Source organism: Paraburkholderia sp. RL17-347-BIC-D (genome assembly GCF_046027915.1).
Lineage (GTDB): Bacteria > Pseudomonadota > Gammaproteobacteria > Burkholderiales > Burkholderiaceae > Paraburkholderia.
The window spans coordinates 195121-214265 of record NZ_JARESS010000003.1 but is presented as its reverse complement, the minus strand read 5'-3'; the positions used below and the strand labels follow the sequence as shown (position 1 = coordinate 214265).

Annotated in this window: 17 protein-coding genes; all 17 read left to right on the top strand. The window is 60.5% G+C overall.

Translation table 11 applies throughout. From position 1 onward, the window contains the following. The first annotated feature begins 92 nt into the window (after positions 1 to 92). Positions 93 to 1148, top strand: coding sequence for a branched-chain amino acid ABC transporter permease (locus tag P0D96_RS06460; RefSeq protein WP_408176354.1), 1056 nt, complete (start codon positions 93 to 95; stop codon positions 1146 to 1148). A gap of 4 nt (positions 1149 to 1152) precedes the next feature. Further along, positions 1153 to 2937: a branched-chain amino acid ABC transporter ATP-binding protein/permease gene (locus tag P0D96_RS06455; RefSeq protein WP_132376527.1), complete on the top strand. Its 1785-nt coding sequence runs from the start codon at positions 1153 to 1155 to the stop codon at positions 2935 to 2937. A gap of 11 nt (positions 2938 to 2948) precedes the next feature. Next, on the top strand, positions 2949 to 3701 hold the full coding sequence (locus P0D96_RS06450) for an ABC transporter ATP-binding protein (protein ID WP_206001998.1): 753 nt from the start codon (positions 2949 to 2951) through the stop codon (positions 3699 to 3701). Positions 3702 to 3875: 174 nt separating this feature from the next. Then, entirely contained in the window at positions 3876 to 5834 is a 1959-nt protein-coding gene (mnmG, locus tag P0D96_RS06445; RefSeq protein WP_408312505.1) for a tRNA uridine-5-carboxymethylaminomethyl(34) synthesis enzyme MnmG, read from the top strand. Further along, positions 5831 to 6514, top strand: a complete 684-nt coding sequence (gene rsmG, locus P0D96_RS06440) for a 16S rRNA (guanine(527)-N(7))-methyltransferase RsmG (protein WP_408312502.1) — start codon at positions 5831 to 5833, stop codon at positions 6512 to 6514. Before mnmG ends, rsmG begins: the two co-directional genes overlap by 4 nt. A gap of 93 nt (positions 6515 to 6607) precedes the next feature. Further along, entirely contained in the window at positions 6608 to 7399 is a 792-nt protein-coding gene (locus P0D96_RS06435) for a ParA family protein (RefSeq protein ID WP_132376531.1), read from the top strand. Between the two features lie 18 nt (positions 7400 to 7417). Next, positions 7418 to 8305 carry a ParB/RepB/Spo0J family partition protein gene (locus P0D96_RS06430; RefSeq protein WP_408284651.1) on the top strand — a complete coding sequence of 296 codons (888 nt, stop codon included), beginning with the start codon at positions 7418 to 7420 and terminating at the stop codon, positions 8303 to 8305. Between the two features lie 806 nt (positions 8306 to 9111). After that, positions 9112 to 9657, top strand: a complete 546-nt coding sequence (locus P0D96_RS06425; RefSeq protein WP_408284653.1) for an ATP synthase subunit I — start codon at positions 9112 to 9114, stop codon at positions 9655 to 9657. 163 nt (positions 9658 to 9820) lie between these two features. Continuing rightward, on the top strand, positions 9821 to 10672 hold the full coding sequence (gene atpB, locus P0D96_RS06420; protein ID WP_132376534.1) for a F0F1 ATP synthase subunit A: 852 nt from the start codon (positions 9821 to 9823) through the stop codon (positions 10670 to 10672). Positions 10673 to 10765: 93 nt separating this feature from the next. Then, entirely contained in the window at positions 10766 to 11035 is a 270-nt protein-coding gene (atpE, locus tag P0D96_RS06415; RefSeq protein ID WP_007180033.1) for a F0F1 ATP synthase subunit C, read from the top strand. A 138-nt stretch (positions 11036 to 11173) separates the two neighbouring features. Further along, positions 11174 to 11644 (top strand): F0F1 ATP synthase subunit B, encoded by a 471-nt coding sequence (locus P0D96_RS06410; RefSeq protein WP_408284655.1) that lies wholly within the window; start codon positions 11174 to 11176, stop codon positions 11642 to 11644. A gap of 2 nt (positions 11645 to 11646) precedes the next feature. Next, positions 11647 to 12186, top strand: a complete 540-nt coding sequence (locus tag P0D96_RS06405) for a F0F1 ATP synthase subunit delta (protein WP_006050846.1) — start codon at positions 11647 to 11649, stop codon at positions 12184 to 12186. A gap of 58 nt (positions 12187 to 12244) precedes the next feature. After that, complete coding sequence (gene atpA / locus P0D96_RS06400) at positions 12245 to 13786, top strand: F0F1 ATP synthase subunit alpha (protein ID WP_132376536.1); 1542 nt, start codon at positions 12245 to 12247, stop codon at positions 13784 to 13786. 139 nt (positions 13787 to 13925) lie between these two features. Next, positions 13926 to 14810 carry a F0F1 ATP synthase subunit gamma gene (atpG, locus tag P0D96_RS06395; RefSeq protein ID WP_408176363.1) on the top strand — a complete coding sequence of 295 codons (885 nt, stop codon included), beginning with the start codon at positions 13926 to 13928 and terminating at the stop codon, positions 14808 to 14810. Positions 14811 to 14911: 101 nt separating this feature from the next. Continuing rightward, complete coding sequence (atpD, locus tag P0D96_RS06390; RefSeq protein ID WP_408176364.1) at positions 14912 to 16306, top strand: F0F1 ATP synthase subunit beta; 1395 nt, start codon at positions 14912 to 14914, stop codon at positions 16304 to 16306. A 69-nt stretch (positions 16307 to 16375) separates the two neighbouring features. Further along, positions 16376 to 16801, top strand: coding sequence for a F0F1 ATP synthase subunit epsilon (locus tag P0D96_RS06385; protein WP_012434800.1), 426 nt, complete (start codon positions 16376 to 16378; stop codon positions 16799 to 16801). A 235-nt stretch (positions 16802 to 17036) separates the two neighbouring features. Next, positions 17037 to 18767, top strand: a complete 1731-nt coding sequence (locus tag P0D96_RS06380) for an AMP-binding protein (protein ID WP_408284659.1) — start codon at positions 17037 to 17039, stop codon at positions 18765 to 18767. The last annotated feature ends 378 nt before the right edge of the window (positions 18768 to 19145 follow it).

The following is a 19145-nucleotide window of genomic DNA, read 5'->3' as shown; positions in this document are numbered from 1 at the left end:
CTTTTCAGGCATTGCGGGTCGGTGGACGGCTGCGAGTTCTGCCGCCACGACTGTTTCCCAGTTTCGATTTCGACGCTTCAGGACGAGGAAGTATGGATCTATCAATTGCGGCGATCCTCGCGCAGGACGGCATCACCACCGGCGCGATCTACGCGCTGCTCGCGCTCGCGCTGGTGCTGGTGTTCTCCGTGACGCGGGTGATCTTCATCCCGCAGGGGGAGTTTGTTTCGTACGGCGCGTTGACGCTCGCCGCACTACAGACACAAAAATTTCCGGCCACCTGCTGGTTGCTGATGGCGATGGGCGCGGCCTGCTTCGTCGTCGAGATAGCGGGGCTGGTGCGGCATCCCGAACGGCGCCGGCATGCGGCTCGCACGCTGGTCATGCTGGTCGGCAAATATCTGCTGTTTCCAATCGCGGTCTACGCGCTCACGCAAGGCGTTTTCATGCATCAGCTGCCGATGATCGCGCAGATCGCGTTGACGCTGCTGATCGTGATTCCGATGGGACCGTTCGTCTACCGGCTCGCGTATGAGCCGATCGCAGAGGCGACCACGTTGCTGCTGTTGATCGTGGCGGTGGCGGTGCACTTCGCCATGGTCGGCCTGGGTCTCGTGATGTTCGGTGCGGAAGGTTCGCGCACCACTGCGTTTTCCGATGCGACCTTCAACATCGGCACGCTGACGATTTCCGGGCAGAGCTTGTGGGTGGTTGGCACCGCGGTTGTGCTGATCGGCGCGCTGTATCTGTACTTCGACCGCTCGATCTCGGGCAAGGCCTTGCGCGCGACGTCGGTGAACCGGCTCGGCGCACGGCTCGTCGGCATCGGCACGACGCAAGCAGGGCGCCTCGCATTCACGCTGGCGGCGGGCCTCGGCGCGCTGTGCGGCATCCTCGTCGCGCCCTTGACCACCATCTACTACGACTCGGGCTTCCTGATCGGTTTGAAGGGCTTCGTGGGGGCGATTATCGGCGGCCTCGTCAGCTATCCGCTGGCGGCCGCGGGCTCGATCCTGGTCGGCCTGCTGGAATCGTATTCGTCGTTCTGGGCGAGCGCCTATAAGGAAGTGATCGTGTTCACGCTGATCATCCCAGTGTTGCTCTGGCGAAGTCTTGCCAGCCCGCACGCCGAAGAGGAAGAGGAGTGACGCGATGAAACGGATTATGCAAAACAAGTTCTTCTGGTTGTTCCTCGTGGTGCTGTTCGCACTGCCGGTGTTGCCGCAACCGATTCACGTGCCTGAGTACTGGGTGACGCTGCTCAACTACATCGGCCTGTATTCGATCGTGGCGATCGGCCTCGTGCTGCTGACCGGTATCGGGGGAATGACGAGCTTTGGGCAGGCCGCATTTGTCGGGATCGGCGCCTATGCGACCGCGTATCTGACGACACGGTACGGCGTCTCGCCGTGGCTCGCGCTGATCGCGGGTGTGGTGGTGACGGCGTTGATCGCGCTGATGCTCGGGCTGGTGACGATGCGCCTGTCTGGGCACTTTCTACCGCTCGGGACGATTGCGTGGGGACTCGCGCTGTTCTACCTGTTCGGCAATCTTGAGATGCTCGGCAAATACGACGGCATCAACGGGATTCCGGTGCTGAATGTGTTCGGCATCAACCTGGAGTCGGGCCGTCACATCTACTACCTGATCTGGCTGGTCGTGCTCGGCGCGGTAATTTCAGTTCAGAACCTGCTTAATAGTCGGCCGGGGCGGGCGATCCGCGCGTTGCGCGGCGGCGGGATGATGGCCGAAGCGATGGGCGTGAACACCGGCTGGATGCGCGTGGTGATCTTCGTGTACGCGGCAGTGCTGGCGTCGGTGTCGGGCTTCCTTTACGCGCATCTGCAGCGCGCGGTGAACCCGACGCCGTTCGGTCTGAACCACGGCATCGAGTTTCTGTTCATGGCCGTGGTTGGCGGCGTCTCCCACGTCTGGGGCGCGGTGCTCGGCGCGGCGATCCTGACGGTGCTGCAGGATTATCTGCAGACGTTGCTGCCCAAGCTGCTCGGCGAGAACGGCAACTTCGAAGTGATCGTGTTCGGCATCTTGATGGTGCTGTTGCTGCAGTACGCGCGCCAAGGCGTATGGCCGTTCGTCGCGCGGTTTTTCCCGAAGGGTCCGCGCGCTCATCTGGCGGATCACGCTGAACCGTTGCCGCAGCGCAGCAAACCAGCGGCCGGTGAGGACCTGCTGACGGTGAACAAGGCGCGCAAACAATTCGGCGGTCTGGTTGCGGTGAACGATGTCAGCTTCGAGGTGAAAGCAGGGCAAATCATCGGCCTGATCGGCCCGAACGGCGCTGGCAAGTCGACCACCTTCAATCTGGTGACGGGCGTGTTGCAGGCGACCAGCGGTGAGATCACGTTCCGCGGCGAGCGTATCGATTCGCTGAATTCACGTGAAATCGTTAAGCGCGGAATCGGCCGCACTTTTCAGCACGTCAAGTTGCTGCCGGGAATGACGGTGCTCGAGAACGTTGCGATCGGCGCGCATCTGCGCGGGCAGGCCGGCGTGTGGCGAAGCGTCGTGCGCCTGAACAGCGCCGAAGAAGCGCGGCTGATGGCGGAGGCGGCTCGGCAGATTCGTCGCGTCGGCCTGGAACAGCACATGTACGACGAAGCCGGCAGCCTTGCGTTGGGGCAGCAGCGGATTCTCGAAATCGCTCGCGCGTTGTGCTGTGACCCGACGCTGCTGCTGCTGGATGAACCGGCCGCTGGTCTGCGATATCAGGAAAAGCTGCAATTGGCCGACCTGCTACGCCGCCTCAAAGCAGAGGGTATGAGCGTGTTGCTGGTGGAGCACGATATGGATTTCGTGATGAATCTCACCGATCGGCTCGTGGTCATGGAGTTCGGAACCCGAATCGCGGAAGGTTTGCCGCAAGAGGTACAACAAGACCCGGCTGTGCTGGAAGCGTATCTCGGCGGGGTGGAGTGATGGAGAACACGATGAATGCTGCTGGTCCGATTCTCGACGTGGACGGTTTGTCGGTCCGCTATGGCAAAGTCGAGGCGCTGCACGGCGCGGCGATCAAGGTGCGGCCCGGGCAGATCGTCTCGGTGATCGGCCCGAACGGCGCGGGCAAATCCACGCTGCTGAACGCAATCATGGGCGCGTTGCCGACCACGGGCCACGCGAAGGGCGCCGTTCTGTATCAGGGCGAAGATGTCAGCGCGGTGCCAGTCGAAAAGCGCGTCGCGCGCGGAATGTGCCTGGTGCCGGAAAAGCGCGAGCTGTTTGCGTCGATGACGGTGGAAGACAACTTGGTCCTCGGTGCCTATCGGCGCAAGCGGGCAGGGGAGCGCAACTTCCTCGACCAGCTCGAGCCAGTCTTTACGTTGTTTCCGCGGCTAAAGGAACGACGCAAGCAGGCTGCCGGTACCTTATCCGGTGGCGAGCGGCAGATGCTGGCAGTGGGCCGGGCACTGATGGGCAAGCCGGACCTACTGATGCTGGACGAGCCGAGTCTCGGTCTTGCGCCTTTGATCGTGAAAGAAATTTTCCACATTATTAGCGCTCTGCGGCAGACCGGCGTTGCGACATTACTGATCGAGCAGAACGCGCGTGCCGCGTTGCAAATCTCCGACTACGGCTATGTGTTGGAAACCGGCGAACTGGCGCTGGAAGGACCTGCGGCGGACTTGGCGCAGAATCCGCGCGTGATCGAGACGTACCTTGGGCTGGCCAAAAAAGTGGCTTAGCGCTTAGTTGGTGGCTGTTGCGCGTTGTTCAAAGCGGTGTGTTTCACGTGAAACACACCGCTTTTTTATTGGTTGGCCATTCGGACGAAATTCGGGCCTAAACCGAACCCGTTATAATTCGCCCATACATTTTCCTTTGAAAGGCTCACGCGACGATCTGGCGTGAGATCCGCGATGCTCTTTCCCACAGAATTTGACGTAATCGTCGTCGGCGGCGGTCATGCCGGTACCGAAGCTGCTTTAGCTTCGGCGCGCATGGGCAATACGACGCTCCTGCTGACCCACAACATCGAAACCCTCGGCCAGATGAGCTGCAATCCGTCGATTGGCGGTATTGGCAAGGGTCATCTTGTGAAGGAAGTCGACGCGCTCGGCGGTGCAATGGCGGCCGCGACGGACGAGGGCGGCATTCAGTTCCGCATCCTGAATTCGTCGAAGGGCCCGGCCGTTCGCGCGACGCGCGCTCAGGCTGACCGTCTGCTGTATAAGCAGGCTATCCGGCATCGGCTCGAGAACCAGCCGAACCTGTGGCTGTTTCAGCAGGCAGTCGACGATCTGATGGTGGAGGGCGATCGCGTCGTCGGCGCTGTCACGCAGGTGGGCATCCGTTTCCGCGCACGTGCGGTGATTTTGACGGCTGGGACATTCCTCGACGGCAAGATTCACGTGGGTTTGAACAACTACACCGGTGGCCGCGCCGGCGATCCGGCGGCGGTGTCGCTGTCTGCTCGCCTCAAGGAATTGAAGCTGCCGCAAGGTCGCCTGAAGACCGGGACGCCGCCTCGTATCGACGGTCGCACGATCGATTTCTCGCAACTCGAAGAGCAGCCGGGCGATCTGGATCCAGTACCGGTGTTCTCGTTTCTCGGTCGCGTCGAGCAACATCCACGACAAGTGCCGTGCTGGGTAACGCATACCAACGAGCGTACGCACGACATCATCCGCGGCGGTCTTGACCGTTCGCCGATGTACACCGGCGTGATCGAAGGAGTGGGGCCGCGCTATTGCCCGTCGATCGAGGACAAGATTCACCGATTCGCGTCGAAGGAATCGCATCAGATCTTTCTCGAGCCGGAAGGGCTGACGACCAACGAGTTCTACCCCAACGGAATTTCCACGAGTTTGCCGTTCGATGTACAACTGGAGCTTGTACGCTCGATGCGCGGCTTGGAGCACGCGCATATCCTGCGGCCCGGCTATGCAATCGAGTACGACTACTTCGATCCGCGTGGGCTGAGGGCGTCGCTGGAAACCAAGGTGATCAATGGGTTGTTCTTCGCGGGTCAGATCAACGGCACGACCGGCTATGAAGAGGCGGCCGCACAGGGTCTACTGGCGGGGATCAATGCGGGTCTGTTTGTGCAAGGCAAGGAAGCATGGTGCCCGCGCCGCGATCAGGCCTACCTCGGTGTGCTGGTCGACGATCTGGTGACGCGTGGCGTGTCCGAGCCGTATCGCATGTTCACGAGCCGTGCTGAATACCGTCTGAGCCTGCGTGAAGACAACGCGGATATGCGTCTCACCGAGATTGGCCGTGAGTTGGGCGTGGTTGACGACGTCCGTTGGAACGCTTTCAGCCGCAAGCGCGACGCTGTTTCACGTGAAACAGAGCGTCTTCGCACGACCTGGGTGAATCCTAAGACATTACCGGCTGACGAAGCGACGGCGTTGCTCGGCAAGCCGATTGACCACGAGTACAGCCTGGCGGATCTGCTGCGTCGCCCGGGCGTGTCGTACGACGGGGTTTGCGGATTGCGCGCCGGCGCATGTGCCGCGCCTGAAACCTTGGCAGAAGACGACGTGCTGCTCGCCCAGATCAAGGAACAGATTGAGATCGGCATCAAATATCAGGGCTATATCGACCGCCAGGCAGGCGAAATCGAACGAAACGAGGCGCACGAAAGCACGCGTCTGCCCGAGGGACTGGACTACGCGGAAGTCCGAGGGCTGTCGTTCGAAGCGCGCCAGAAGCTGACGCAATTCCGCCCCGAAACCATTGGCCAGGCGTCGCGCATTTCGGGCATTACGCCGGCAGCGATCTCCTTGCTCATGGTCCATCTGAAGCGCGGCTTGGGTCGTCGTCCGACGAAACCCACCGAGCCCGGTACCGACAGTATGCCGGTGACGCGATGACGGTGAGCCAGAAGGGAGGTGGTAGGGACGCGCTGGCGCCGTTGCTAGAGGACGGTGTTCGCGAACTCGGCCTTGACTTGAGCAGCGCGCAAGTGGGCGAGCTGCTCGACTACGTCGCATTGCTGTCGAAGTGGAATGCCGTCTACAACCTCACGGCGATCCGCGATCCGAGGCAGATGCTGATTCAGCACATTCTGGATTCGCTTTCGATCGTGCCGCATCTGGCTCCGCTCGGCCCGTCTTCTGTACTCGATGTCGGCTCTGGCGGTGGCCTGCCAGGCATCGTGCTGGCGATCGTTTTGCCGGAATGGACCGTCACCGTGAACGACATCGTTCATAAAAAGACAGCTTTTCAGGCACAGGCCAAGGCCGAACTCGGCCTCGCGAACCTCTCGGTAGTGACCGGCCGGGTCGAGACTTTGCGGCCGGGCGCCGAAGTACCGGCAAAGTTCGACGTAATTGTCTCGCGCGCATTCGCAGAGCTCGCGGATTTCGTTACACTGGCCCGTCATCTGGTTGCGGAGCAGGGCGCGATCTGGGCCATGAAAGGGGTGCGCCCGGACGGCGAGATCGAACGCTTGCCGGCGGGCGCCCACGTGGAACAGATTATTCGGCTGAACGTGCCTTCGCTCGACGCCGAGCGGCACCTGATCAAGGTTTTGGTAGACGCAGGCGCCTAGCGGGCTGGAGGCTGGCGCTGGCCAGCCGCAACGTCGCACCAGTATCACCCACGATTTTTACTTCATCCAAGCTGCAAAAGGGACACACCAACGATGGCAAAAATCTTCTGCGTTGCGAACCAGAAAGGCGGCGTCGGTAAGACGACGACCACAGTCAATCTGGCCGCGAGCTTGGCAGCGCAGGGACAGCGAGTCCTACTCATCGACCTGGACCCGCAGGGCAACGCCACGATGGGCAGTGGCATCGATAAAGCAGCGTGCGCCAACACCGTCTACGAAGTGCTGGTCGATGGCGTCGCGGTAGCCGATGCGCGAGTGCGGCCGGAAGCAGTCGGTTACGACGTGCTGCCCGCGAACCGCGAACTCGCGGGGGCCGAGGTCGAGTTGGTCAGCGTGCAGAACCGTGAGCGTCAATTGAAGGCCGCGCTCGCGGCGGTCGAAAACGAATACGAGTTCGTGTTGATCGACTGCCCGCCGGCTTTGTCGCTGCTGACGCTCAACGGCCTGTGCGCCGCGCACGGCGTCGTGATTCCGATGCAATGCGAGTACTTCGCACTCGAAGGCTTGTCCGATCTGGTCAACACGATCAAACAGGTGCACGCGAACCTGAACCGCGACCTGAAGGTGATCGGTCTGCTGCGCGTGATGTTCGATCCGCGCATCACGTTGCAACAGCAAGTTTCAGATCAGCTGAAAGAACATTTCGGCGACAAAGTGTTCGACGTGGTGATTCCGCGCAACGTGCGTCTTGCCGAGGCACCCAGCTATGGATTGCCGGGCGTGGTGTTCGATAGGGCATCGCGCGGTGCGCAGGCGTATGTGCAGTTCGGCGCGGAAATGATTGAGCGGGTGCGCGCATTGAATGACGCGCCCCAGGCATCCTAAGCGGATCGAGGAAGCACGATGAATGCAGTAGCGAGAAAAAAGGGATTGGGTCGCGGCCTGGAAGCATTGCTGGGTGGCACCGCTGACATTACCGAGGCGGTGACGATCGAAGGTGCGCCCAACGTGCTGCCGCTCAGCAAGATGCAAGCGGGCAAGTATCAGCCGCGTACGCGTATGGACGAGGGCGCATTGCAGGAACTGGCGGCCAGCATCCGCGCGCAGGGCGTGATGCAGCCGATCCTCGTGCGTCCTGTGTCGGCGGACAAGTACGAGATCATCGCCGGCGAGCGGCGGTTTCGCGCGGCGCGTCTCGCGGGCCTCGACGAAGTGCCGGTGCTGGTGAGGAACGTGCCGGATCAGGCCGCCGCCGCGATGGCGCTGATCGAGAACATTCAGCGTGAAGACCTGAATCCGCTGGAAGAGGCGCAAGGCATCCAGCGCTTGCTCGACGAGTTTAATTTCACGCACGAACAGGCTGCGGAGTCGGTCGGGCGCTCGCGTAGTGCGGTATCGAATCTGCTGCGCTTGCTCAACCTCGCGTCGCCCGTACAGACGATGCTGCTGGCTGGTGATCTGGACATGGGGCATGCTCGTGCGCTACTGGCCGTCGACGCCGCGACCCAGATCACGCTGGCCAACCAGGTCGTCAACAAGCGCATGTCGGTCCGCGAAACCGAAAAGCTGGTGACGGCGACCACAAAGACTGCGCCAGCGGTGAAGGCGCGTGCAAATCCCGATGGTGGCCGCGATACGCGGCGGCTCGAAGAAGAGTTGTCGGACTTGCTGGCGGCGACGGTCAAGATCAAGCTCGGTCGACGCGGGCGCGGCCAGGTGCTGGTGGACTTCGGTGATCTGGACGCGCTGGAAGGCATTCTGGTCCGGCTGCGTGGCAACGCCACTGCCTGATCGGCGAGTCGAATGGGAGGGGCGCCTGATAGGCTTGCGATGGGCCTGAATGCCGATCGCAAGCTGTTGGGTACGCCATGAGTGCTTTGGGGCGGCGGGCTTGCAAAACAAACGCATAGAGCACTGATCGGACTTTGCGACCGATCGGTGATCCATATCAACGTTCGATGGATTCCTAAATAAAAGCGGCGCCAGATAATCAGGATTGCTCATATATCGAAACGTCCGACGGGACTCGTCGGCCGCGAGGATTACGGCGGTCGCGCGCGTAGTTGTTATGCTGCAATCTCCGCGCGGATGAATTTCACGGAGGAGGGCGTGCCCGACGCAAAAGCTGAAAGCTGCCCGCCAACTCACTAGCGCACTCATTGGACGCGAGCGAGCGAGATACTTCGCGAAAGCCTGTCTCGGGGATCGTCACGCACCAGTTAGTTCACGAATAAGAGCGCACCACTTCGCACCTACCCGGCGCCGTCCGCCATGTCCACTTGCATAGGCAAAAATCGACGTTTGTTGCATTTTCGAGACGTCTGCTACGACGTTTAAACGGCCTCTCGACGCGTGCAAACTCACGCGATTCAAACCGCATGTTTTGGCACCCCCCGACAGCCTTACATTTGACGTCTTTCACCCCGCAAAGCGGTCGTTCCCGCATGGTGGAGAGGCTTTTCACGCTGGTTATTGAACGGCCTAAAGTCTTGAATTGCCTGCAACTATCGCTTACAATCGCCCGGATTTAATTGCACGGGAACCCCGTAAGCGCAGCGTAAGCTCGCGGGCTGGAACAAGACTTTCGGAACACTGCGATGGCGGTCAAAACGTCGAATCAAGCGCCGAAGAATGGGCACGACGAACACCGCGATGAACGCAAAGCTTCCGTTGCGTCCACCGGTCAGCAAGCGACACCTGACGAAGCGTGGGATGTCGAGCAGCAAGATAACAATATCGTTCCGCTCACGCGGGCTGAAGCTGAAAAGCTATTTGGTCCCAACGTGAGTCGTCCATCGCGCGTTACGCCTTTCAAGGTCGTGGCAGCGCAAATGGTTTTGTCCCTGGGTGCTACGCTGGTGTGGTGGCTGTTTTACAAGCCGCCGGGCGCTGCTGCGCTGTCCGCGTTCCTGGGGGGGGCGATCTGCTGGGTGCCAGGCGCGTTGTTCGCGGCACGACTTAGAACGCTGAGCGGCGCTGAAACAGTGATGAGCTGGATGATCGGCGAAGCGCTCAAGATGGGGACAACGATCGCGATGTTTGTAGCCATCGCCTTCTGGTATCACGACGTACGCTGGGTTCCGCTGCTCGTGACTTACCTCATCGCGCTCAAGACGTACTGGATCGCCTTAGCCTGGCGCTAAGGTAGCAGCAACAAAAGTAGCAGCAAAAAATTCAGGCTGGCGCGCAGCGCTGGCGTAAGGAGTGCGGATATGACACGATCCGCACCCGGCGCGTTCCCGCAACACAGAATTGCCGCGGGCTCGGCCTAAGACGATTTTCGACAATTTGGGTGGCATTAACGATATGGCAGCTAGCGAAGGCACGCGCGCTCTGGATCCGTCCGAGTACATCGCGCACCACTTGCAGAACTTTTCCACCGCGCACCAGACGTCGATTTTCGACATTCACGTCTGGAATCTGGACACCCTTTTCTGGTCGATCGTCTGCGGTCTGGCCACGATCGCCATCCTGCATCTGGCAGCCCGCAAGGCGACGTCCGGTGTGCCGGGTCGTTTCCAGTGCGCGATCGAAATGCTGGTCGAGATGGTCGAAGATCAGTCGAAGTCGATGATCCACGGCACCCGCACGTTCATCGCGCCGCTCGCGTTGACCGTGTTCGTCTGGGTCGCATTGATGAACTCGCTCGACTTTATCCCCGTCGACCTGCCGGGCCGCGTGATCGGCTGGCTGGGCCTCTCGGGAGTGATCCCCCATCACCGCATCGTGCCGACCGCCGACCTGAACGGCACGCTCGGCATCGCGCTCGGCGTGTTCGCGCTGATGATTTACTACAACTTCAAGATCAAGGGCGCCGGCGGCTTCGTGCATGAGCTGCTGTCGGCTCCGTTCGGCGCGCATCCGCTGCTGTGGATCCCGAACCTTGCATTGAACATCATCGAGTTCGTCGCAAAGACGGTTTCGCTCGGCATGCGGCTGTTCGGCAACATGTACGCGGGCGAGCTGTTGTTCCTGCTGATTGCCCTGCTCGGCAGCATGTGGGGTTTCGGCGCGGACGCGTCAGTGCTCGGCTTTATCGGCCATGTCATCGCAGGCACGGTTTGGGCAATCTTCCACATCCTGATCGTTCTGCTGCAAGCGTTCATTTTCATGATGCTGACGCTGGTGTACATCGGACAGGCACACGACAGCCACTAATCACGGCGTGTCGAACGACGAATTGTTTTTAGTTTTGTTTTATTAAATCCCAGTTCCAACCAGTTCTAAAAGACTTTTCACAAAGGAGTGATCATGCAAGCTTTCATCGCCAACATCCAGGGTCTGACCGCCATCGGTATCGGCATCATCATCGGCCTGGGTGCAATCGGCGCCTGTATCGGTATCGGCCTGATGGGCGGCAAGTACATCGAAGCATGTGCACGTCAGCCTGAACTGATGAACCCGCTGCAAACCAAGATGTTCCTGCTGGCTGGTCTGATCGATGCGGCGTTCCTGATTGGCGTTGGTGTGGCAATGCTGTTTGCGTTCGCGAACCCGCTGCTGTCGAAGCTGGCAGGCTGAGGTTCCTCGGAAGTTTGCGCCTGAGCTATAACTGGTAAAGGCGCAGGGCGGAACGGGCACTTGGGCGCTGATCGAATACAGAATCGATGAGCGCCTTGCCGTTTCACTTTCCGAACTAGCAACGTTTAAGGAAACACCGTGAATCTCAACGCAACCCTGTTTGCGCAAATGGTCGTGTTCCTGATCCTCGCGTGGTTCACGATGAAGTTCGTGTGGCCGCCGCTGATCAACGCCCTCGACGAGCGCTCGAAGAAGATCGCTGACGGTTTGTCGGCTGCTGAAAAGGGCAAGGCAGAACTCGAAGCCGCTCACAAGCGCGTCGACCAGGAACTCGCTCAGGCACGCAACGACGGTCAGCAACGTATTGCTGACGCAGAAAAGCGCGCTGTGGCAGTCGCTGACGAAATCAAGGCTCAAGCACAGGCTGAAGCCGCTCGCATCATCGCGCAAGCGAAGGCCGACGCGGAACAGCAAGTCGTGAAAGCGCGCGAAACGCTGCGCGGCGAAGTCGCTGCACTTGCTGTGAAGGGCGCTGAACAGATCCTGAAGCGCGAAGTCGACCAGGCAGCTCACGCTGACCTGCTGACTCAACTGAAAGCCGAGCTCTGATCATGGCCGAACTTGCAACCATCGCCCGTCCGTACGCAGAAGCGCTGTTTGGCGTGGCCGAAGCTGGTGACATCGCCGCCTGGTCCACGCTCGTGCAGGAGCTGGCACAGGTTGCGCGTCTGCCCGAAGTGCTGTCGATCGCCTCGAGCCCGAAAGTAAGCCGCGCCCAGGTCAGCGAACTGCTGCTGGCCGCGGTCAAGTCGCCGCTCAAGGACAATGCGCAAGCGAAGAATCTGGTGCAAATGCTGGTGGACAACCATCGTCTGCAATTGCTGCCGGAAATCGCTGTGCAGTTCGAAGAGTTGAAGAACGCCCGCGAAGGGGCGGCAGATGTGCTGATCGTCAGCGCATTCCCGCTCGAAGGCGCGCAGTTGAACGACCTCGTCGCAAGTCTCGAACGCAAGTTCAAACGCAAGCTGAAGCCGACGGTCGAGATCGACTCGTCGTTGATCGGCGGCGTGCGCGTGACAGTTGGCGACGAAGTGCTCGATACCTCGGTCCGCGCGCGGCTTGCCAGCATGCAGACGGCTCTGACGGCCTGAAGCGCCCAAAGCGCTGAAGCGGCTGGCACGCAACAGAATTGACTATCAGGAGCGAATAATGCAACTCAATCCCTCTGAGATCAGCGAGCTGATCAAGAGCCGGATCCAGGGCCTTGAAGCGAGCGCAGACGTTCGCAACCAGGGCACCGTGATCTCCGTGACCGACGGTATCGTGCGTATTCACGGCCTGTCGGAAGTGATGCAGGGCGAAATGCTCGAATTCCCGGGCAACACCTTCGGTCTCGCACTGAACCTCGAGCGCGACTCGGTCGGCGCCGTGATTCTGGGTGAGTACGAACACATTTCGGAAGGCGACGTGGTCAAGACGACCGGCCGCATTCTGGAAGTGCCGGTGGGCCCGGAACTGCTCGGCCGTGTGGTCGACACACTGGGCAACCCGATCGACGGCAAGGGCCCGATCAATGCGAAGAAAGCCGACGCAATCGAAAAGATTGCTCCGGGCGTGATCTGGCGTAAGTCGGTTTCGGAACCGGTCCAAACCGGTCTGAAGTCGATCGACGCGATGGTGCCAATTGGCCGTGGCCAGCGTGAGCTGATCATTGGCGACCGCCAGTGCGGCAAGACCGCTGTCGCAGTCGACGCGATCATCAACCAGAAGGGCAAGAACCTCTTCTGTATCTACGTCGCGATCGGCCAGAAGGCTTCGTCGATCATGAACGTGGTGCGCAAGCTGGAAGAAACCGGCGCGCTGGAGTACACGATCGTCGTGGCCGCTTCGGCTTCGGAATCGGCTGCGATGCAATACCTCGCTCCGTACGCGGGCTGCACGATGGGCGAATACTTCCGCGACCGCGGTCAAGACGCACTGATTGTGTATGACGATTTGACCAAGCAAGCTTGGGCATACCGCCAGATCTCGTTGCTGCTGCGCCGCCCGCCGGGCCGCGAAGCTTACCCGGGTGACGTGTTCTATCTGCACTCGCGTTTGCTGGAACGTGCCGCTCGCGTCTCGGAAGCGTACGTCGAGAAGTTCACGAACGGCGAAGTGAAGGGCAAGAGCGGTTCGCTGACAGCACTGCCGGTCATTGAAACGCAAGCAGGCGACGTGACCGCATTCGTTCCGACGAACGTGATCTCGATTACCGACGGCCAGATCTTCCTGGAAACCGACCTCTTCAACGCAGGTATCCGCCCGGCAATTAACGCCGGCGTGTCGGTGTCGCGCGTCGGTGGTGCGGCTCAGACGAAGGTCGTGAAGAAGCTGTCGGGCGGTATCCGTACCGACCTCGCGCAGTACCGTGAATTGGCTGCGTTTGCGCAGTTCGCCTCGGACCTCGACGAAGCCACCCGCAAGCAGCTGGAGCGCGGCCGCCGCGTGACGGAATTGCTGAAGCAGCCGCAATATCAGCCGCTGCAAGTGTGGGAACTGGCGGTTGCGCTGTTCGCTGCGAACAACGGCTACCTCGACGATCTGGAAATTTCGCAAGTGCTGCCGTTCGAAAAGGGTTTGCGCGAACACCTGAAGTCGAGCCACGCTGACCTGGTCAAGCGCATCGAAGATACCAAGGAACTCTCGAAGGACGACGAAGCCCTGCTGCATGCGGCTCTCAAAGACTTCAAGAAGTCCGGCGCTTATTGATCCGCGAGTGATCCGCAAGGCATAAACGGACCTTGAAGCGGCGCGGGTCGCAGGAAACTGAACCCGCGCTACTTCGATCGCTTTGCATGGGACCCGAGTAACCGCTAAAGCGCTAACTCGGGCCGACAAGGAGCAAGCAATGGCTGGAATGAAGGAAATTCGCGGCAAGATCAAGAGCGTGCAAAACACGCGCAAGATCACGAAAGCGATGGAGATGGTGGCCGCATCGAAGATGCGCCGCGCCCAGGAGCGCATGCGCGCTGCTCGCCCGTATGCCGACAAGGTCCGCGATATCGCTGCGCACATGAGCCGTGCGAACCCGGAGTATCGTCACCCGTTCATGGTGTCGAACGAAGGCGCGAAGGCGGCCGGCATCATCCTCGTCACGACCGACAAAGGTCTGTGCGGCGGCATGAACACCAACGTGCTGCGTGCGTCGCTGCAGAAGTTCAAGGACTTGGAAGACCAGGGCAAGACGATCGAAGCAACTGCGATCGGCACCAGGGGGCTGGGTTTCCTGAATCGTCTGCGCGCCCATGTGGTGTCGAACGTCGTGCAGTTGGGCGACACCCCGCATCTGGAAAAGCTGATTGGCGCGGTGAAGGTGCAGCTCGACCTGTACTCGGAAGGCAAGGTTTCGGCGGTGTACCTGGCGTACACGCGCTTCGTCAATACGATGAAGCAGGAGCCGGTGATCGAGCAACTGCTGCCGCTGTCGGCAGATCAGTTCGAGCGCAAGGAAGAAGACGGCACGACGCCGAGCACGCAGTGGGACTACATCTACGAGCCGGATGCGCAGGCAGTAGTGGACGAACTGCTGGTGCGTTATGTCGAAGCGCTGGTCTATCAGGCCGTCGCGGAAAACATGGCATCGGAGCAGTCGGCACGGATGGTCGCGATGAAGGCCGCTTCGGACAACGCGAAGACGGTCATCAGCGAACTGCAGCTCGTGTACAACAAGAGCCGTCAGGCCGCGATCACGAAAGAACTGTCGGAAATCGTCGGTGGCGCGGCGGCAGTCTGACCTTGACGGTCAGGCACGCCGCTTCGTGTGCGCCTTCGTGGCGCACCCACCGAAACTGCGCCTTTGCGCAAGTGAAGAATTGAGTATCTAAAGGAAAAGCGATGAGTACTACTGCTTTGGTAGAAGGCAAGATCGTACAGTGCATCGGCGCGGTGATCGACGTGGAATTCCCGCGTGACCACATGCCGAAGATTTACGACGCGCTCATTCTCGAAGGTTCGGAACTGACCCTCGAAGTCCAGCAGCAGCTGGGTGACGGCGTCGTCCGTACCATCTGTCTGGGTGCATCGGACGGTCTGCGCCGCGGTACGACGGTGAAGAACACCGGCAACCCGATCAGCGTGCCGGTCGGCAAGCCGACCCTCGGCCGGATCATGGACGTGCTGGGTCGCCCGATCGACGAAGCTGGCCCGATCAACTCGGACGTGGTTCGCGGTATTCACCAGAAGGCTCCGGCGTTTGAGGAGCTGTCGCCGTCGACGGAACTGCTCGAAACCGGCATCAAGGTTATCGATCTGATCTGCCCGTTCGCCAAGGGCGGTAAGGTTGGCCTGTTCGGTGGCGCCGGCGTGGGCAAGACCGTGAACATGATGGAACTGATCAACAACATCGCTAAGGAACACGGTGGTTACTCCGTGTTCGCCGGTGTTGGCGAGCGTACCCGTGAAGGGAACGACTTCTATCACGAAATGAAGGACTCGAACGTTCTGGACAAGGTCGCGCTGGTGTACGGCCAGATGAACGAGCCGCCGGGCAACCGTCTGCGCGTCGCGCTGACCGGTCTGACGATGGCTGAGCACTTCCGTGACGAAGGTCTCGACGTGCTGTTCTTCGTCGACAACATCTACCGTTTCACGCTGGCAGGCACGGAAGTGTCGGCACTGCTCGGCCGTATGCCGTCGGCAGTGGGCTATCAGCCGACGCTGGCTGAAGAAATGGGTAAGCTGCAAGAGCGTATTACGTCGACCAAGACCGGCTCGATCACGTCGGTTCAGGCCGTGTACGTCCCTGCGGATGACTTGACCGACCCGTCGCCGGCTACGACTTTCGGCCACTTGGACGCAACGGTCGTGTTGTCGCGTGACATCGCTTCGCTGGGGATCTACCCGGCAGTCGACCCGCTCGATTCGACCTCGCGTCAGATCGACCCGCACGTGATCGGTGAAGAGCACTACTCGATCACGCGCGGTGTGCAGCAAACGCTGCAGCGCTACAAGGAACTGCGCGACATTATCGCGATTCTGGGCATGGACGAACTGGCGCCGGAAGACAAGCTCGCCGTGGCGCGCGCTCGTAAGATCCAACGTTTCCTGTCGCAGCCGTTCCACGTCGCTGAAGTGTTCACGGGCTCGCCGGGCAAGTACGTGCCGCTTAAGGAAACGATCCGTGGCTTCAAGATGATCGTCGACGGCGAGTGCGACCACCTGCCGGAGCAAGCGTTCTACATGGTCGGCACGATCGACGAAGCCTTCGAAAAGGCCAAGAAGATCCAGTAAAGGTCGGGTGTATAGAAGCGGGCGCCGGCCCATGTCGGTGCCCTCGAATTACGCTCACCAGGAGTCGATATGGCAACCATTAAAGTAGACGTCGTCAGCGCGGAAGAGCAAATCTTCTCGGGCCAGGCGAAGTTCGTCGCGCTGCCGGGCGAAGCAGGTGAACTCGGCATTTTGCCGGGCCACACGCCGCTCATCACGCGGATTCGTCCGGGTGCGGTGCGCATCGAAGCTGAAAACGGTGAAGAAGAGTTTGTCTTCGTCGCCGGTGGCATCCTCGAAATCCAGCCGGGCGCTGTGACGGTTCTCGCCGACACGGCTATCCGCGGCAAGGACCTCGACGAAGCCAAGGCTGAAGATGCACGCAAGCGTGCGGAAGAAGCGCTGCAGAACACGGGTTCGAACCTCGAATACGCAACCGCGCAAGCGGAACTGGCGTACGCGACGGCTCAGCTCGCTGCGATTCAGCGTCTGCGCAAGCTGCGCGGTCAGAACTAGGCAATACGTATCAGAGAGAAAGCAGCCTTCGCGGCTGCTTTTTTTTGACCACGACTTGACGTTTACGGAAAGGTCAGAAAAATCGAAGTTTTCGAATCGATTGGCGCCACGCCTTGGCAGTCTGGAAATGCGCTGCGGGTAAGACTTGATGCCGGACAGACACGCGCCGGTGGCACAATCGATTTCAAATTCATTTCAATAGGCGAGCTTCTGCTCAGCTCACGGAGACAACACCATGGCAATGCACGTGTCAGGCGAAGGTGCACTCATCGAACCCAAAGACGGACTGTCGTATGTCCGTGGGTCGACCGATATCCCGCTGAGCGAAGCAACGGTCGGCCAGTTTCTGCGCGATACGGCCGCACGCTTTCCGGACCGTCCGGCGGTGGTGTTTCGCGAGCAGCGCATTCGCTGGACATGGAAGGAGTTCGCCGAGGAAGTCGACATTTTGGCGGCCGGGCTGCTCACGCTCGGTGTCGAGAAGGGGGACCGCGTCGGCATCTGGTCGCCCAATCGCGTGGAATGGTTGCTGACTCAGTTTGCGACCGCGCGCATCGGCGCCGTGCTGGTCAACATCAATCCGGCGTATCGGCTTGCGGAGCTCGAGTACGCGCTGAACAAGGTCGGCTGCAAGGCGATCATCGCTGCCGAGCGTTTCAAGACGTCGATGTACCTGGAGATGCTGCAGGAACTCGCGCCCGAGCTGGCCACGCAAGCACCTGGTGAACTACATGCGGCAAGATTGCCGGAATTGCGCTACGTGATTCGCATGTGCGACACGGAAACGCCGGGTATGTTGAGCTTTTCCGACGTGATCGAGCAGGGGCGCGTGTCGCTCGACGTGGCGAAGCTCGACGCCATTGGCGCCACGCTCTCGTGCCATGAGCCGATCAATATCCAGTTCACCAGCGGCACCACAGGCAATCCGAAGGGCGCGACGCTGACCCACAGCAACGTGGTGAACAACGCGCGCTACATCGCGATGGCGATGCGGCTGACCGAACAGGACGGCTTGTGCATCCCCGTCCCGCTGTATCACTGTTTCGGCATGGTGCTGGCGGTGCTGGCGTGCGTGTCGGTCGGCGCGAATATGGTATTTCCGGGCGAGGGCTTCGAGCCGGCTGCAACTCTGGCCGCAGTCGCGGAAGAGCAGTGCACCGCGTTGCACGGCGTGCCGACCATGTTCATCGCCGAACTCGACCATCCGAACTTCGCCACCTACGACTTCTCGCGCTTGCGCACCGGCATCATGGCGGGCTCGCCTTGCCCGATCGAGACCATGAAGAAGGTCGTCTCTCGAATGCATCTGGGCGAAATCACCATCGCCTACGGCATGACGGAAACCAGCCCGGTCTCTTTCCAGAGCTCGACGACCGATCCGCTCGACAAGCGCACGACGACGGTCGGCCGCATCCAGCCGCATCTCGAAGTGAAAATCGTCGACCCGCTCGGCGAGATCGTGCCGGTGGGCGAAACCGGCGAACTGTGCACGCGCGGCTATTCGGTGATGCAGGGCTATTGGGGTGACGAGGCGAAGACACGCGAAAGCATTGTCGACGGCTGGATGCATACCGGCGATCTGGCGACGCTCGATGCCGAAGGCTACTGCAACATCGTCGGCCGACTGAAGGACATGCTGATTCGCGGCGGCGAAAACATCTATCCGCGCGAGATCGAAGAGTTTTTGTTCCGCCACCCGAAGATCCAGAGCGTGCAGGTGTTCGGCGTGCCCGACGCGAAGTACGGCGAGGAGGTCTGTGCGTGGGTCGTATTGCGCTCGGGCGAGCAAGCGACGGCTGAAGAGATCCAGCAGTTTTGCCAGGGGCAGATTGCGCACTACAAGGTGCCGAAGTACATCCGCTTCGTCGACGAACTGCCGATGACGGTAACCGGCAAGGTGCAGAAGTTCATCATGCGCGAGCAGATGATCAGTGAATTGAAGCTGCGGGAAGACAAGACGGCGTAACGCTCAACCGCTGGTCCGCGCGCGGCACATCATTGCACGAAGCGGATCAGCCAATGAGGTACAAAAGATAAAACCGGAAGGGCGAACCGTTTGCTGCGCAAGGTCGCTCAAGTACCGCGAATATGCCCAAAACAGCGCCTTACCGCGCTGCGCAAACGTTTGGCCAGACGAAAAAAAAGCGGGCCTGGAGCCCGCTAAAAACCACACGCTACGGGGTTAGCGCGAGGAGACCAAAGAAGGAACCGACTGAGACGACGACCCTGCGTCGACACGGCCCCAGCAGGGATGCCCCTTCACAGGGCTTCGGCATACGCCGACCGGCAAGTGCATCGTATCCGCTCACACCACGCACCCAGCCACATCCGTGTTGAAACCGTT